The following is a 15,309-nucleotide window of genomic DNA, read 5'->3' as shown; positions in this document are numbered from 1 at the left end:
CTCATCGGCGCCCCGTGCAGGGCATCAGTTGCGCGACGGGAACACACCTTCCAGGGCAATCGCGAAGTTCATGCCCAGGTAGGGGCTCTGGATGCTGACGGGCTGGCTGCCCCCGGCATTCTGGACTGTAACGCTGGTGGATATCGGGTTGCCCAGCGCCACGGGGCCGCTCAGTTCGCTGGACCAGATGGCCGCGGCCTGGGGCGACCCACCGACGGAACCACCCAGGATGTTGTTGGTTGCCGTAGGCGCCAGTGCCGGGCTCGCCGGGGTGCCGCCGACATTCATGCTGCTGGTGCCGCTGGCGACGTGGTTGTGAATCGGCATCTGGTTCAAGTTCAGGGTAACCGTGGGCGTGCCGCCCACCTCGCCCTGGACCACCGGAGGCAGCCCCGGACCGTTGCCGGCGCCCAGCGGGGTACGCCCGCTCAGGTTGGGAAGCTGGAAGGTGGAGACGCCATTGCCGCCATAGGTGGTCCCCAACAAGGAGAACAGCGCGGCGTTCTGCGCAATGCCCAGCGTTTGTCCCTGGCAGAGCGCCCAGCCACGGGGGGCAAAGTTGAACGCGAGCATACGGATTTCGCCAATGAACGGATCACTCATTACAGTTGCTCCTTGCGGGTGCCGATTCTGTGCGGCAGAGAGCGCATCGCTGCGCGGGACTATGTCACGGACTCTGGGTTGGCCTGCGAAGGTGGAACACCGCCTGGAGCAGATGGCGCTCGCCGTCCTCCTCGGGGCCGATCGGGCAGAGCAGCAGCTCGGGCAATTGCTGATTGTCCGGGCCGCGCAGGCTGTAGGTGTGCTGCGGCATCTGGTAGCCGGCGGGTTGCGCGAACACCAGGTTGAAGCATTCGTAACGCGCATTCATCGCCGTGCCCTGGTTCACTTCCACCAGGGTCACCGGCAGGCTGCCGCCCTCCCAGGCCAGTTGCCATTCCTGTTCGAGGTACCGCTGGAACTCTTCCCGGCCGGGCAACGCGCTCATGGCTGCGACTCCTGTGCCAAGGCCGCCACGGCCTCGCGATTCATTTGCAGGTAATGCTGCCGCCGCCCGGTCTCCCTGAAACCGAAGCGCTCATAGAGGCGGAGCGCGGGGTTTTCCGGCTCGACGAACAGGCGGATCGAACGACCCAGGGCATCGGCTTCACGGGTCAGGTCGGCGATGAAGCCCGTGCCGATGCCGCGCCGGTGCCACTGCGGCATCAGCGAGATATCGATCAGGTTGTGGGTCGTCGGGCCGCGGAAGACGTAGAGCCGGCCTATAGGCTGGTCATCGTGGCAGATGAGGGAGAAATCGGCGCCTTCGTAGTGGGCCTGGTAATACTGGTGCTGGGCGTTGAACTGCTGGGTGAGAAAGGCATCCTTGGTTGCCTTGTCCCACGGGATTCGCTCCATCTCGGCGGCGCGGGTACTGGCATAAAGCTCCCGCAGGAATGCCAGATCGGCATCCTCCATGGGACGCAGGTTCAACTCGAGAGTTGCCATGGTGGCCGAGCATCCTTGTGGCTTCCCCGCCCGGGGAGCACATCCGTTGTTGTTTTTAACCGACCAGAACAGCGAGAGAATATCTGATGCCTAAGGCGAATCGCCAGCATTTACCATCATCAGAGTACGAAATTTCTCAAACAATTGTATGAAAGCTGGCCAAACTCCCAAACCCTACTTTCTGCCGGAGCGATTCCAGCTCCAGGTAAGGCGCCCGCACCCAGCGCTCCACGGCCTGTCGCACATCCTCGCCGGCGGATTCGCGCTTCGCCTGGCCGTCGGCGCTGAACGTCATCGAAGGCTGCTTGGCATCGAATGCGGCGACAGCCTGCAAAGGTGCCCGATCCTCGTCCTCCACGCCGAGCAGCGATGCCAAGCGCGCCCACAGCGCGCCGGGCAATTCGCTGTAGTTCAGTGCAATGCCGCCGTGCCGACGGCACAGCTCCAGGCCACCCTGGAAGATCTCGCCGATCATTCGGCAGCTGTATTCCAACGGCGTCATGCCCTGGGCACCCGGCAGCCGCTGGTCCAGTGCCGAGGGCCCGAGCAGGCCGGGCACCCGATGCATGCCGGGCTGGCGCAGTTGCGAGACGACGATCTCCAGCGGATCGCGGTACAGGAATATCCGTGGCACCTGCGGATAGAGCGCCGCCAGCAGCGGCGCCTCGAATACGCTCCAGGCGTCGAGCTTGACCAGCAACCGCTGCTCCAGCCCCAGTCGTCGCTGGCCATAGGCTGACAGCAGCGCCTGGACCCCGCGCCCCTGCCAATCGGTCGCGGCAGCGTCGAGAAAGTGCGCGCGCAGCAGACTGTCCAGCGGCGGCGGCTCCGACAGCACGATATTGCCTGGCAGAGCCGCCAGCATCTGCGCCATCAGCGTCGAGCCACAGCGCGAAGCATGGAAGATCAGCGCCGCCGGTTGCAGGCCAGGGCTGGCGGCCTGCCAATCGAACAGAGCCTGGATGCCGGTCTCGCGACGGAATGCCTGGTTGAAGGGCAACCGCAGGGCATCGTCCACGTCATCGCGGAAGAACGGCCGGGCCAGCCGCCGCTCGCCGAACCAGCACCAATCCACGCGCCAGTCGCCGGCCTGCCGCCAGACGCGAATCGGCAGCCAGCCGCTGAAATCGTCCATAGGAGTCACGCTCGCCATTGCTCGCTCCAGGCCTGCCGCCCCTGGTGCATGGCGCCGCGCACCTCCGCCTCGGAAAACACCAGACCCAGTTCCGCGCCCAGGCGCACGGTCTCGCGCAGGAAGTCGCGGCTATCGCCCAGCGCCTGCAATGCCGCCGCCAGGGCGGGTTCAGTCGCTACCCGCTGGCGGAATGCGGCAAACGCCTGCCCCGCCCTGCCCGGCTGCAACGGCGGCGTCCCCGCCAGCCCCTGCTCCAGCAGGCCGAGCAGCCACGGGTTGGGTACGCAGTCCAGCACCAGATGGATACGCTCGCCGGGCCCCGGATTGTCCACCCGATGCGGCCGCGATAGATCGATGAACCAGCATTCGCCAACCACCATCGGCACCTGCAGACCGTCGACCAGGAACTCCACACCCGACGGGCTCAGAAGCGGCACGTGCAGGCGCAGGTCGCCATCGGGCTGCCCCAGGTCAGGATCGCAATGTTCGTGGATGCGCGCGCCCGGCCCCAACCGCAGCAGGCGCGCGCTGCGCACGACGGTATGGAAGCGGTCCAGCAGAGCGCCCCAGGCGGGCTCCCCGAGCCACCAGCCGCTGCGCACCGGCGCGCCCTGGCCGGGCGCCAGGGGCAGCGGAGCATCCTCGGGGGCGACCAGGGCGATACCGCTCCAGTCGCCTTCGTAGTAGCCGGTGTTGAAATGCGTCTGCCAGGCGCCGGCATCCACCCGCGACAGGGCCTCCAGCAAAGGCGGCACCTCGAACGCCAGGGCGAGTCGCGAGCAGCGGGGTAGCGAACGAGCGGTCATGGAACGTCCTTGCTCCTTGAGGGATTCAGAAGCCGCTTTCCCGGACGCCAAGGGCTGCCAGCCGGCGCCAGACGCTACCGAGCAATGACTGCCCTTCTCCGTCCAGCACCACCACGCCGCGCAACGGCTGCGCCGGGTGGAAGGCGGCGTCCAGCTGGCTCAGCCGCACGCCGTACTGGGCCTGCACCGGCTCGGCACGACGTTGTTCGTCGCGGCGCACCGCAATGGGTCCGTAATGATCGGAGGCCAGCGCCTCCAGCTCCAGATAGCTGACGCCGGTGGCATCCACCTCGTCCAGACGCACCGCCAGCGCCGGGCGCGCCGGGTCGTCGGCGATGAAGCGACCCTCGGCGCCGGGCTGCACGCGCCAGAGATTCTCTTCGGCAAGATAGCCGCGCAACCGCTGGCCCGGCTCCACCACCCGCGCCAGGAGCTCGCGTGGACTGAGCCAGCGCCCCACCGCGAGGTCGGGCAGCAGGTCGCGCACCACGCCGGCCTGGGGCGCCCGGATCTGCAGGCGCTCGCGCTGCGCCGCCAGCCCCCGGTACTCGGCCACGGCCTCGGCCAGCTGCTGTTCGAGAATCCCGGTATCGCCCACGGTCTCGCTGCGCGCCGCCTGCCGGCGCAGTTGCAGCTGGAGGATTTCGATCTCGCGGCGGGCAATGGCCTGCTTCGCCTCCAGGTCCGGGGACTCCAGCTCCAGCAGCAACGCGCCCTGCTCCACCGCCTGGCCATCGGCAACCAGCACTGCCTTCAGCCGCCCCGCCACGGGTGCGTGCAACGTCGTGGTGCGGGAAGCCTCCAGCAGCGCCGGTACCTCCACCGAAGCCCGCCAGGGCACGGCGAGCAATGCCAGCAGCGCCAGCAGGCCGACGCCCACCAAGAGCACCTTGCGCGGCTCGGCCTGGTCACGCCGCTGCCACCATTCGCGCAGCTCCCGCCAGATCGGCAGGCCGATGAACCAGACCAGCTCCACCAGCATCAGGAAGATGCCCAGCACCTTGAAGAACAGGTGATACACCGCCAGGGCGATACCGAAGAACAGCACCGCGCGCCAGATCCACGAGCCGAAGCCCCAGGTCAGCAATCGTCGTTCCATGACCGGCGACCAGGGCTCCGGCGCCGGCTCGCCGTAGCCGAACAAGGTCTCGCGCAGCCGCCAGCGGCACAGGGCGAAGGCACGGGCCTGCAGGTTTTCCACCCCGAGCAGGTCACTGACCAGGAAGTAGCCGTCGAAGCGCATGAACGGATTGAGGTTGATCAGCACCGTGGTGACCCAGGTGGCACTGGCCAACATGAACGCCGAGGTGCGCGCCGGGCCGTCCGGCAACAGCGACCACGCCAGCAATGCCAGCACCGCCAGCACCATCTCGGCGAGCACGCCGCCGGCGCCGATCAGCAGTCGCGAACGCCGGTCACTGACCCGCCAGGCATCACTCACGTCGGTGTAGAACATCGGCAGCATCACCATGAACGCCACGCCCATGCTCTGCACCCGGCAGCCGGCGCGCTTGGCCATGAAGGCATGGCCGAACTCATGGCAGAGCTTGGCGAAACCCAGGGCCACGCCAAACGCCAGCGCCCCACCCAGGCTGAACAGGTGCGGAAAGGTCGCGATGAAGCGCTGCCAGTCCCGCGCCACCAGGAACAGGCCCAGGGCGAACACCAGCGGCAGCCCCCAGCGCAGCAGCCAACCGCCGTTGCGCTGCAGCACCGGCCACGCGCGATTGAGGAAGGCATCCGGACGCCACAACGGGATGCGGAAGAACAGGTACTGGTGCAGCACCTTCTGCCACAGGCTCTGCCGCATCGCCGCCGCCTTCATCGCATAGCTGGCGCGCTGCTCCGCATCGAGAGCGGCGATCAGGTCATGGCCGCGCAGGAAGCGCAGCATCTCTTCCACCTCCGCAGCCCCCAGCAACTGGCCGGGCTCGGCATTGGCCGCCTGCAGCACGCGCTGCGGATCGCCCAGCGCCCAATGGCGCAACAGCCGCACGGCAGCGGAGCCGAGCTTGAAATAGCGCCCGCGCAAGGGGTCGGCCAGGGTCCATTGCGGCGCACCGTCCAGGCCGGGCGCGGCCGGCGAGAGCTGCAGGTCGGGGCGCAGGGCTGGCAGCATCACAGACCCAGGCTCTGGCGCAGCGCGGCCAAGGGCCGGCGCAGCAGGTAGTAGGCCAGCGGCGCGCGATCACCGAAGAGTTTCGCGGTGCCCCGCAGGCCGATGCGCGGCGGCGCGTTCATGAAGGCCGCGTCCAGCCGGTAGGCAAGCTGCCCGGCCGCGGTCGGCTGCGCCTCATAGGCGGCACGTTCCAGCTTTGCGTCATGGCGGTTCAGCGGGTCGCTGTCGAGGAACAGCGCCACTTCGGCCCCCGGCGCCAGGGAGATGGCATCACCGACGGGCAGTTCGATACGCAACTCGGCCTGGGCCGGGTCGGCAATCTGCATCAATCGCTCACCGGTCTGCACCGGCTTGCCGGTGAGTCGCTCGGCGTCGGCGAACACCGCGATACCCGCCCGCTCGGCGCGCACTTCGCTGCGTGCCAACAATTGCCGGGCGTAATCGCGCTCGGCGCGTTTCTGCTCCACCCGCGCGGCCAGCAGGTCGACCCGGGCGCTCGACTCGGCATCGGCGAAGGCCCGCTGGGTACTGGTCTTCAGCTCCGCCTCGGCGACACCCAGTGCGCGGTCGGCGACGTCCGCCTGGGCCTTGAGGCTGGTGGCATCGAAGCGCACCAGCAAGTCACCGGCCGCCACCGTCTGATTGGGCTTGACCAGGAACTCGGCAATCACGCCATCCAGCGGCGCGGCCACCACCCGCCCACCCAGGGGTACCACGTCGGCCGGCGCCAGTACCGACTGACGCACCGGCACGAGCAGCAGCAGGCAGAGACCGCCGGCGATCATCAGCAGCTTCTTCTTCGGCCAGCGCAGGCGCCAGGGCTTGCGCGGCTGAAGCGCCAGCCAGGCGTGGGCATAGGTGTTGCCCAGCTGAGTCAGCAGCGCCTGCTCCGCGTCGTTCCAGGCTTGCTCGCGGGCGAGCCAGAGGCCGCCAAACAGGGCGCCCTGGCGATCCAGCAACGGCAGCCAGAACACCTCGCCGGCGGACAACGCCTGCCAGTCCGCCTGCTGCTGCGCGCCCAGAACCTGGAAGTCCACGGGCCGGGCGGTGCCCAGTGCGCCCCGGGTCTGCAACTGCGCGCAGGCCTGCTCGACGAAGGCCACGAAGGGTGAATTCGGCTCGACCACGCTGATCCCGGTCAGCGCGCGGACCTTGCCGGCGATCAGCAATGCCGCATGGCGGAAGCCGAACAGCGCCTGCGAGTCATTGACCATGTGATAGGCCAGCTGCTCCACCGTAGCAGCCGCTCGCGCCTGCTGTTCAAGACCGAGGAACTGCGCGAAGACGCGCTCCAGCATGCCGACCTGAGGAGCGTTCATGGCGCATCCGCGAAGCGCGCGGTGCCACTCATGCCGGCCAGCAGCCCCTTGGCGTCGGCCGGCAGCGCAGCGATCAGCGGCAGCATCTGGCTGCCCTCGTCGATCCGCGCGCCCAGGCGCTTGACCTCGACCTGCAACGGCTGGCCGGTCTCATCGGGAACGAAAGTGAAGGATTGCCCCACCTTGAGCTGGGACACCCAGCGCGAGGGCACCAGCAGACGGATTTCCAGGCTGCGGTTGTCGACGATCTCCAGCAGCGGCGCACCGCCGGAAACGCTCTCGAAGGGTTGCGCCTTGCGCTGCACCACCTGGCCGTCGAAGGGTGCGACCACCGCGCAGCGGCCAACCTGGACCTTGTAGACCTGGGCCTGGGCCTGGGCTTCGGCGAGCTTCGCCTCGGCCAGCGCCACCTCGAAACGACCCACGGAGTTCAATGCCGCCAACTGGCGGTTATGTCCCAGCTGCTCGCTGGCCGCCTTGGCGCCGGCCTGCGCGGCGCTCAGCTGGGCCTGGTAGGCGGAGCAGTCGAAACGCACCAGCACATCGCCCTTGTGGAAGGTCTGCCCCTCGGCGAACGGCATTTCCAGGATGCGCCCGGACAGCTCGCTGGACAGCATCGCCTGGTCCCTCGCCCGCAGCACGCCACGGACATCCCCGGCCCCTGCGGCGGACGATCGAGGCGCCGCCAGCAATGGATCATCCGTGGCCTGCTCCGAACCCTGAGCCGCGCACGCTCCGTACACCGACAGTCCTAATCCCAGCCACGCCCATCCACGCATCGCTCGCCCTCCCCGGCAGTCGGCGGAGTGTACGGCAGTCCAATGGCATCGGAAATTGTCTAACGAAATTTTCCTTCATCAGGAAAGGTCATGCCTTACAGGTGCGACTTTCAGGCGAATACCGGGGCCAGTGCGGCTGTTCGACAGAGCGCCCCGCTCTATTTAAGCTGCCGCCCCCGTTCATAAGGAGTGCCCGCAGGATGGCGGAATCTTTTCAGGGAAGCTGCCTGTGCGGCGCGATCAGCTACAAACTGCTCTCCCCGCCCAGGTCGCTGAGCCATTGCCATTGCAGCCAGTGCCGCAAAGGCCACGGCGCGGCATTCGCCAGCTACGCCAGTGTGCCGCGTAGCGACCTGCGCATCCTCAAGGGCGCAGAGGCACTCAAATCCTATGCGTCCTCCGAACTCGTGCTGCGGCAGTTCTGCACCCACTGCGGCTCGTCGCTGTTCTGGTCGAGAAGTCAGGGGGAGTTTTCCGACTGGATCTCGATCGCGCTCGGCACCCTGGACTCGACTTTCACCGCACACAAGCAAAGGCATATCCAGCTCGCTTCGAAGGCACCCTGGTACGAGCTGTCGGATCACTGGACGCAAACGGACTGACTGCGTGGGTGTGAAAGCGGCCGTCGGCATGCCAGCGGGCTGATTCGAAGCGGTGCCTATACTGTCTGAACCGCCCGGGTTTGCCTTCCGTGTCGTACCTCTCGTGAAACCCTGCCGCACAACCAGCAGTCATTCCCCACCGTTTCGCCTCCCAGAAGACCAAAACAATGAAAAAGCTAACTTTCCTTTCAGTGGTCTCGACCCTCGCTATTGCGGGCTGTACTGCGGACTCATCGATGCCTGGGTCCGACACAGCGCGCTCGGAGGTCTGCAGGGCAACCAGCGAGCAAGAAATCTCGGCCTTGTTCGATCGATGGAATCGCTCACTGCAGACCGGCGACCCACACATGGTCGTCGCCAACTACGCCGAGCGCTCGGTCCTTCTTGCGACCGTATCGAACAAACCGCGAGTGACGGCAGCCGAAAAGGAGGACTACTTCCATCACTTCCTGGAAAACAAGCCGGTGGGCAAGATCGACTGGCGGATGATAGAGATTGACTGCAATACCGCGATTGACGCCGGGCTCTACACTTTCACCTTCGGCAAGACGGGCGCCCAGGTGAAAGCTCGTTATACGTACACCTACAAGTGGAACGGACAACAGTGGCTGATTACCAGTCACCACTCTTCCGCAATGCCGGAGAAAAACTGAAGGGGCCAGGGCGCCTGTCTCGTCGCCCGTATCGACATTCGGGTCACGGCGCCCTTTTCGGCCATTCGATTCAACCGTCCGACGGCAAAGAGAACAGACTTCCAATACCGCATTGTGGGTCAGGGATAGCGCACAGCAGATAGATCCGCCGCGTTTGCGCCTTTGAAAACAAGGACTTTTTACGGCCGCGAATATGCCGCTACAGCTCACCAATACACATCAGGCGCTCGCTGCACTCAATGTGGCGAGTACCGGACAACTTTAAAACGCAATTCAACAGCAACGGATAGTGCCAGCCGTGGCGGATAAACCAATCCTCTTGCCATCTACTGCCTTTGCCAACAGGGATGATCGTCACTTTACGGGCGACCTTGCCGAGGATTTCGCGCATCTGCTCCAGGGTAAAGAATCGGATATTAAACAGTGGATCGATCTTTTTTTGCGAGTTAAAGTAATCGGCAAACGGCTGATTATGAGCGTTATGTACGGTTACGATAATCCTCCCTTTGGTAATCCGCGCCTGTTCCTTTGCCATCTGGTCAATTTCTTCATCTGAAAACAGACCCCAGAAGCCGTTGTGGAAGCTGATGTCAAAATGTTTATCCGGGTACTGCAGATTAAAAGCATCCATCACCCGAAAACGTTCCTGCAGTGAAGGATAGAGCTTCTTGGCCAGTGCGACTGACTCCGGGGAAAAGTCGATACCGTGCCCCTCAACACCTCGCCTGGTCAATTGCACAATATCGCGAAAGCTGCCGGCCGCGATCTCCAGCACCCGTTTCTCATGTCTCTTTCGGACAGCGTCGATATAGTAAGCGTGGCGAACGTCATTCTGATAAAGGTTGAATATTTCCTGCCATTTTTCGTCCCAGTCCTTGGCCGTGACCAACTTCGCTGACTCGGTGGCTTGGCTCATCTTCGCTATCCTGTAATTGATATTTCAACAACGTGACGGCGTTCAAAGACGACTTTCTTGTGCGGCAGCAGGCAGCTGAATGAGCTGCAGAATGAAGCAAGAGACAACTCGCGCAGGTCTGTTGACCACGCTTTTTGAAGTGATTTCCTGGCGCCTCTCAGGCATATCTGAAGTTGGTAAATATACACGGCGAATGCATTAGGCTAGCGCCACACCGATCAACGGACAAACACTTCCCGAAGCTGGCAAATTGCCTTTAAAACGCCATTAGACGAGGAAACTCTATTCCTCAAATTATTAACCCTGAATTAAGTTGAACTGCGCGAGCAGAATCAGAGCGCAAAGAACAACACTATTCTCATATGCAAATCTGCGTCTTTTCGCATTTGCGAACGATCCCATATCGCTGATATCAGGCCACGGCCCTGGCGGAATTCCGAACCTTACAAAGATCTCAATTTCCTGCGATCCCCGTGTTAGACGCTGCGCAATAGGCTCGGGACGACTGTATCCCGTGAATCCAACACTCTCGGCTGCGAGGATTAAGAGCCTTTTAGCAATGTTCGAGCACCTCCCCATCGACCGCCAGTTGGCGCAGATCTTCCTCACCAGCGCCCGTTGCGCCTGCTTCAGGCAAACCGCCCGTAGCCTGAACCTGCATGTCACGCTCATGCGCAGGCAGCTCATGAAGCTGGAGGCCAGCATCGGCAGCCCGCTGTTCCGGTACGAGAACCGCAAGCTGCTCCTGAGTCCTACCGGAAAGGCGCTGCAACAGGCACTGATCGAGCGATTCGGCGACCTGTCGCCGGAAGTGGCCAGCACCCGGCGCCGGCGCATACGGCTGGCGGTGCCGTCCGACCTGCTGGATGATTTCCTGGCCCGCGACCTGATCGCCTGGCTGCGCAAGGACGCCGCGATGAACCTGGAGATACTGCCCCAGGAAGGCATCCCGGAGCAGCCAGCGGAAGTGACGGTGTGGCTGGCGGACCCCGACAGCCCACGTCCCGACCCCGGCTTCGCCCTGTCCAAGCCGACCATGCTCGCGCGCCTGCACTACTGCGCCCACATGGCCTTCCTCTCCGGCAGCGTGTTCAGCGAGAACAACGATGACACCGACGGCGACAGCGTGAAGCGCTACAACCTGCGCGGCGTGTTCGCCCCCATGAACCAGCCGGGCAACGTGCTCCACATCGTCGCGCAATTCGCCTACCGCGACCTCAAGGACGCCGCCGTGGATACCCGCATCCGCCCCCGCATGGGCATGCGCGGCGTCGAAACCAATGGCGGCAGCGACGCCGGCGACAATGGCAATCGTGGCGTGTTCGGCGGCATGGCCGCCAGCGAAGGCCTCTGGAAGGACGACTCGGTATGGGGCGTGGAAGGCGCCTGGGCCATGGATGCGTTCTCCGTCCAGGCCGAATACCTGAGCCGCAAGCTCAAGGCCGACGAAGCCGAGGGTGATGTGGACGCCTCGGGCTACTACGGGCAGGTCGCCTACACGCTCACCGGCGAGCCGCGCGTCTACAAACTCGACGGCGCCAAGTTCGACACCATCAAGCCGGCCAACAAGCAGACCGGCGCCTGGGAAGTCTTCTACCGCTACGATTCCATCACCGTCGACGACGAGAACGTCACCACCAGCACCGCCACCCGCCAGGTCGGCGATGCCGAAGGCAACACCCACACCCTGGGCGTCAACTGGTACGCCAACGAAGCGGTGAAGATCAGCGCCAACTACGTCAAGGCCAGCACCGAGAACGTGACCAACGAGAACGGCGACGACAGCGGCGACGGCATGGTCATGCGTTTGCAGTACGTCTTCTGATCGCGAACCCGGAGGAAATGAAAAAGGGACACCTTCGTGTCCCTTTTTCTTTCACACCCCGGCCACTGGAGCGCAGTGGTCAAAGCAGCTCGATCCCGAACCGCCGCACGAACAGCGCGAACAACCCGAAGCACAGCATGGTGATGACGATGCAGGCGATCAGCGTCGGCCAGAAGCCCAGGCGCGGCAGCAGCAGCGGGAAGGCGAGGAACATCGGCAGCGTGGGCACCACGTACCAGAAGGTGTACCAGGCGTGGTTGGCGATCTTCTCCTGGCTCTGCTGTTCGACGTACAGCCAGATCAGCGTCAGCACCGTCACCATAGGCAGGGCGGCGACCAGGCCGCCGAGCTTGTCGCTGCGCTTGGCCAGTTCGGACACCAGCACCACGATGCCGGCGGTGAGGAAGTATTTGGTGATGATCCAGGCCATGGCTGCTCCAGGGCGCTCACCGGGTGGCGGCGCGTTGCGGTCTGGCTGGCATCCTATCCAGTCTCGGCGCCGCGCAGAAGTCGTCTGCTCATCGACCTTGGGTCGAACAGGACGTGCCCTGCCCGACCCGCTACCAAGGGCGATCAGTGACGGCCGTGCGACGCTCCGCTTTCCATCATGCGCACCGCATCGACGAAGCGCAGCCACTGTTTGCCCTGCCACTCCAGCACCGACAGCATCTGCCCCTGGATGTCCCGCTGCTGGTAGCGAGGCGCGCCGGGGGTGTCGTAGTGGGCGTCGCGCAGTGCGGGCACCACATCGTGGCACAACCACTGCCGCAGGCTGCGGTTTTCCGGGTGGAAGAAGTAGACCAGCAACAGCGCGTAGACGCCGCTTTCGCTGACCAGCAGTTCATCCTCCTGCGCGCCGGCCAGCCGTTCCCAGCGCAACTGGTCGGCGTCGAGCTTCTGGGTGATGCGCGGGGTGACGTGGCTGTTGGTCAGCCGCGCCACGTCTCGCAGGACGAACCACGGCTGCTGCTCGATCATCAGGCCGCGCAGCCGGCGATTGTGGCGTTGGAAGGTGTGGGGCGTGAGGCCGTGATCGGCCGGGAAAGTTATCGAGGTAGTCATCTGGAGCTTCCTGCTTGATCCAAGAAGCCGCCACCCGAAACGTTCAAAAAAGGGAGGCGGACCGTGCAAGGGTGGAAAACCGGAATCTCAAGCAAGACCGGTCGGGAACAAGCCCGCCTCACACGGTCCGCCATAGACAGCCAAAGCGGGCCCGCCCCTGATAACGGACGAGCTGACTTTGCTACGGCGTTAAGCTTGAGATTCACAGGTTTCCACACCTGGCCACAGCTGTACTGCGGCGAAGGGAACGCTACGCAGCCGCCTTGTAGGACCGCAACGTCAAGGGCGCGTAAGGCATTTCCCGTATCCCTGCCCGACCCGACTCCGCACCAATGACCAGGCCCGTCATCCCCGGCCACCGCACCTGACAGATTTGTCACCTGCAGCTCATCCAGCCGTTATCCGCGCTCCTTCACGATGCCCGAGGCCCTCGCCACGCCTGGGCGAAAACAACAACAGCAGGCGGTAACAACCACCCTGCCCTTAGGAGCAACAACATGTACCGACGCAAACTCCCCCTGGCCGCCTCCCTGCTGGCCCTGGGCGTCGCCTCGCCCGCCGCACACGCCGAGGCTCAACCCGAAGAGAAAGCCGAAGGCTTCCTCGAAGGCGCCAGCCTGGACATCCTCGCCCGCAACCTCTACTTCAACCGCGACGCCCGCAAGGGCCAGTCCATGCCGCCGCGCGGCAACGGCTACTCGGAAGTCTGGGCGCAGGGGGTCATGGGCAAGTTCGAGTCCGGCTTCACCCAGGGCACCGTCGGCGTGGGCGTGGACGCCTTCGCCATGGTGGGCTTCCAGCTCGATACAGGCGGCGGCCGCAACGGTGCCGGCAGCTCGGTGGACGTGCTGCCCACCGACAACGAAGGCAATACCGAAAGCGACTACGCCAAGGCCGGCGGCGCGGCCAAGGTGCGCCTGTGGGACACGGTGGCGAAGTTCGGCGACGTATTCCCGGAGACACCCGTGGTCCACTACGGCGACTCGCGCCTGCTGCCGGAAAGCTTCCGTGGCTTCACCCTGCAGAACACCAGCCTCGACGGCCTGACCCTGCAGGGCGGCCGCCTGCACTCGATGAGCCAGCCGCAGTCGCGGCAGATGGACGACGGCTTCGAGACCTTCTATGCAGGCCCGGTGGATTCGCCCTGGCTCGCCTACGGCGGCGGCGACTACGCGATCAACGACCACGCCAGCGTCAGCCTCTACAGCAGCCGCCTGAAGGACGCCTGGAACCAGTACTACTTCGGCACCGCGCTGAACTTCCCGATCACCGAGTCGGTAGAACTGTTCGGCGGATTCAACTACTACAAGTCCCAGGACGAAGGCCGCCAGTTGCTCGGCGAGTTCAACACCAACATCTGGAGCGCCAACACCGGCGTGCACGTCGGCGCGCACCGCATGACCCTCAGCTACCAGCGCAACAACGGCAACAACGACTTCGACTACCTGCGCCAGTCCGACTCGATCTACCTGGACAACTCCATCCAGTACAGCGACTTCAACTCGCCGAAGGAGAAGTCCTGGATGGCCCGCTACGACCTCGACATGGCCACTTATGGCGTGCCGGGCCTGAGCTTCATGACCCGCTACGCGCGCGGCAGCGACGCCGACTACTCCAACGCCAACAGCGTGTACATGCGCGAGGATGACAACGGCAATCCGCTCACCGATCAGAAGCGCTGGGAGCGCGACGTCGAGGCCAAGTACGTGTTCCAGGAAGGCAGCCTGAAGGACCTCTCGCTGCGCGTGCGCCAGGCCACCACCCGCGCATCGCAATTCGAGTCGGACCTGGACGAGGTGCGGCTGATCGTCGAGTACCCGCTGTCGCTGATGTAAGCCGATGCGCCATGGCGCCTGTAGGGCAGATGTCGGAGTTGTCAGTTTCGGCTCAGCGTCCTGTTAGGCGCCGCTGCGTATAACGGTAGCCATCACCGCCCCACGGTTGGTGATGCCCCGCAATACCGCTCCTCTTTCTGGCGCTCCACGTGCCCCTTTGGAGAGAGAGGAACACTCGGCGCCCGAATGGGCGCCTTTTTTTGCGCTTGGATTCGCACCCGAAACATCGTCTGAGCGTAGGGCGGATTGGGACGGATGTAGCGGCGTATGACCGCGAACGGCTTTACGCCCTACGCGGGAGCGTGGCAGACCACTTCGATGTTGTGCCCGTCCGGGCCGATGACGAACGCCGCGTAGTAGTTCGCGTGGTAGCGCGGGCGCAGGCCCGGCGCGCCGTTGTCCCTGGCACCCGCCGCCAGCGCGGCGCAATGAAAGGCATCGACCTGCTGGCGAGTTTCGGCGGTGAAGGCCAGGTGCAGGTGTGCCGGTTTCTCCTCGGTCTGGAACAGGCATAACGAGGCCTTGCCCTTGGGGCTGAGTTCGACTCCGTAGCTCGGCTCGCCTTCCGAGGCGATCTCGACACCCAGGGGTTCGAGGGCTTTGAGGAAGAAGGCCTTGCTCGCGGCGAAGTCGCTGACGCCGAATTTGACGTGGTCGAACATGGGCGCTCCTTGCGTGTGGGGCGACGTGGCATTGATGGCCGGGAAGACTATAGACCGCATGATGGATTTGGCTTGATCACTGCACTCAAGGGGACACGCCTGTAGGAG

The 15,309-nt window shown here is 64.5% G+C and carries 15 protein-coding genes and 2 pseudogenes; 5 read left to right on the top strand and 12 right to left on the bottom strand.

The window, feature by feature from the left end:
• Positions 1 to 24: 24 nt before the first annotated feature.
• The 8 genes from GA645_RS12415 to GA645_RS12380 all read right to left on the bottom strand — a co-directional run bounded on the left by GA645_RS12415 (position 25) and on the right by GA645_RS12380 (position 7,646).
• A complete protein-coding gene (locus tag GA645_RS12415; protein ID WP_152223153.1) occupies positions 25 to 603 on the bottom strand; it encodes a phage tail protein in 579 nt (192 codons plus the stop codon).
• Positions 604 to 667: 64 nt separating this feature from the next.
• Entirely contained in the window at positions 668 to 988 is a 321-nt protein-coding gene (locus GA645_RS12410) for a hypothetical protein (RefSeq protein ID WP_152223151.1), read from the bottom strand.
• Positions 985 to 1,488, bottom strand: coding sequence for a GNAT family N-acetyltransferase (locus tag GA645_RS12405; RefSeq protein WP_152223149.1), 504 nt, complete (start codon positions 1,486 to 1,488; stop codon positions 985 to 987). Before GA645_RS12405 ends, GA645_RS12410 begins: the two co-directional genes overlap by 4 nt.
• 136 nt (positions 1,489 to 1,624) lie before the next feature.
• Positions 1,625 to 2,641, bottom strand: a complete 1,017-nt coding sequence (locus tag GA645_RS12400) for a sulfotransferase family protein (protein ID WP_152223147.1) — start codon at positions 2,639 to 2,641, stop codon at positions 1,625 to 1,627.
• Positions 2,629 to 3,429: an aspartyl/asparaginyl beta-hydroxylase domain-containing protein gene (locus GA645_RS12395; protein WP_152223145.1), complete on the bottom strand. Its 801-nt coding sequence runs from the start codon at positions 3,427 to 3,429 to the stop codon at positions 2,629 to 2,631. The genes GA645_RS12400 and GA645_RS12395 overlap by 13 nt, the downstream gene beginning before the upstream one ends.
• 25 nt (positions 3,430 to 3,454) lie before the next feature.
• Positions 3,455 to 5,551, bottom strand: a complete 2,097-nt coding sequence (locus GA645_RS12390; RefSeq protein WP_178119527.1) for a biotin/lipoyl-binding protein — start codon at positions 5,549 to 5,551, stop codon at positions 3,455 to 3,457.
• Positions 5,548 to 6,867 carry an efflux RND transporter periplasmic adaptor subunit gene (locus tag GA645_RS12385; RefSeq protein WP_152223141.1) on the bottom strand — a complete coding sequence of 440 codons (1,320 nt, stop codon included), beginning with the start codon at positions 6,865 to 6,867 and terminating at the stop codon, positions 5,548 to 5,550. The genes GA645_RS12390 and GA645_RS12385 overlap by 4 nt, the downstream gene beginning before the upstream one ends.
• Complete coding sequence (locus GA645_RS12380; protein WP_152223139.1) at positions 6,864 to 7,646, bottom strand: efflux RND transporter periplasmic adaptor subunit; 783 nt, start codon at positions 7,644 to 7,646, stop codon at positions 6,864 to 6,866. The genes GA645_RS12385 and GA645_RS12380 overlap by 4 nt, the downstream gene beginning before the upstream one ends.
• A gap of 200 nt (positions 7,647 to 7,846) precedes the next feature.
• On the opposite strand from GA645_RS12380, the gene GA645_RS12375 reads away from it, so the two are divergent.
• Both GA645_RS12375 and GA645_RS12370 read left to right on the top strand, forming a co-directional pair.
• The gene (locus tag GA645_RS12375) at positions 7,847 to 8,248 is read left to right on the top strand and encodes a GFA family protein (protein ID WP_152223137.1); all 402 of its coding nucleotides are present in this window, start codon (positions 7,847 to 7,849) and stop codon (positions 8,246 to 8,248) included.
• A 236-nt stretch (positions 8,249 to 8,484) separates the two neighbouring features.
• A complete protein-coding gene (locus GA645_RS12370; protein WP_372239805.1) occupies positions 8,485 to 8,901 on the top strand; it encodes an SgcJ/EcaC family oxidoreductase in 417 nt (138 codons plus the stop codon).
• A 199-nt stretch (positions 8,902 to 9,100) separates the two neighbouring features.
• Here GA645_RS12370 and GA645_RS12365 read toward each other — a convergent pair whose 3' ends face one another.
• Positions 9,101 to 9,817, bottom strand: a complete 717-nt coding sequence (locus tag GA645_RS12365) for a class I SAM-dependent methyltransferase (RefSeq protein WP_152223133.1) — start codon at positions 9,815 to 9,817, stop codon at positions 9,101 to 9,103.
• 559 nt (positions 9,818 to 10,376) lie between these two features.
• On the opposite strand from GA645_RS12365, the pseudogene GA645_RS29280 reads away from it, so the two are divergent.
• Both GA645_RS29280 and GA645_RS29015 read left to right on the top strand, forming a co-directional pair.
• A pseudogene (locus GA645_RS29280) lies at positions 10,377 to 10,517 on the top strand (hypothetical protein); the annotation flags it as partial.
• Positions 10,518 to 10,883: 366 nt separating this feature from the next.
• Positions 10,884 to 11,642: pseudogene (locus GA645_RS29015) on the top strand (porin); the annotation flags it as partial.
• 79 nt (positions 11,643 to 11,721) lie between these two features.
• Here GA645_RS29015 and GA645_RS12355 read toward each other — a convergent pair.
• Positions 11,722 to 12,072 carry a DUF3147 family protein gene (locus tag GA645_RS12355; protein WP_152223130.1) on the bottom strand — a complete coding sequence of 117 codons (351 nt, stop codon included), beginning with the start codon at positions 12,070 to 12,072 and terminating at the stop codon, positions 11,722 to 11,724.
• 143 nt (positions 12,073 to 12,215) lie between these two features.
• Positions 12,216 to 12,704 (bottom strand): Bro-N domain-containing protein, encoded by a 489-nt coding sequence (locus tag GA645_RS12350; RefSeq protein ID WP_152223128.1) that lies wholly within the window; start codon positions 12,702 to 12,704, stop codon positions 12,216 to 12,218.
• 497 nt (positions 12,705 to 13,201) lie between these two features.
• On the opposite strand from GA645_RS12350, the gene GA645_RS12345 reads away from it, so the two are divergent.
• Positions 13,202 to 14,539 carry an OprD family porin gene (locus GA645_RS12345; RefSeq protein WP_152223126.1) on the top strand — a complete coding sequence of 446 codons (1,338 nt, stop codon included), beginning with the start codon at positions 13,202 to 13,204 and terminating at the stop codon, positions 14,537 to 14,539.
• Between the two features lie 290 nt (positions 14,540 to 14,829).
• On the opposite strand, the gene GA645_RS12340 is transcribed toward GA645_RS12345, so the two are convergent.
• Complete coding sequence (locus tag GA645_RS12340) at positions 14,830 to 15,201, bottom strand: VOC family protein (RefSeq protein WP_152223124.1); 372 nt, start codon at positions 15,199 to 15,201, stop codon at positions 14,830 to 14,832.
• Between the last annotated feature and the right edge of the window lie 108 nt (positions 15,202 to 15,309).

It is taken from the genome of Pseudomonas sp. SCB32 (assembly GCF_009189165.1).
Taxonomy (GTDB): domain Bacteria; phylum Pseudomonadota; class Gammaproteobacteria; order Pseudomonadales; family Pseudomonadaceae; genus Pseudomonas.
Note: the sequence above shows the minus strand (reverse complement) of the source record. Positions and strands in the feature narration are given on the sequence as shown.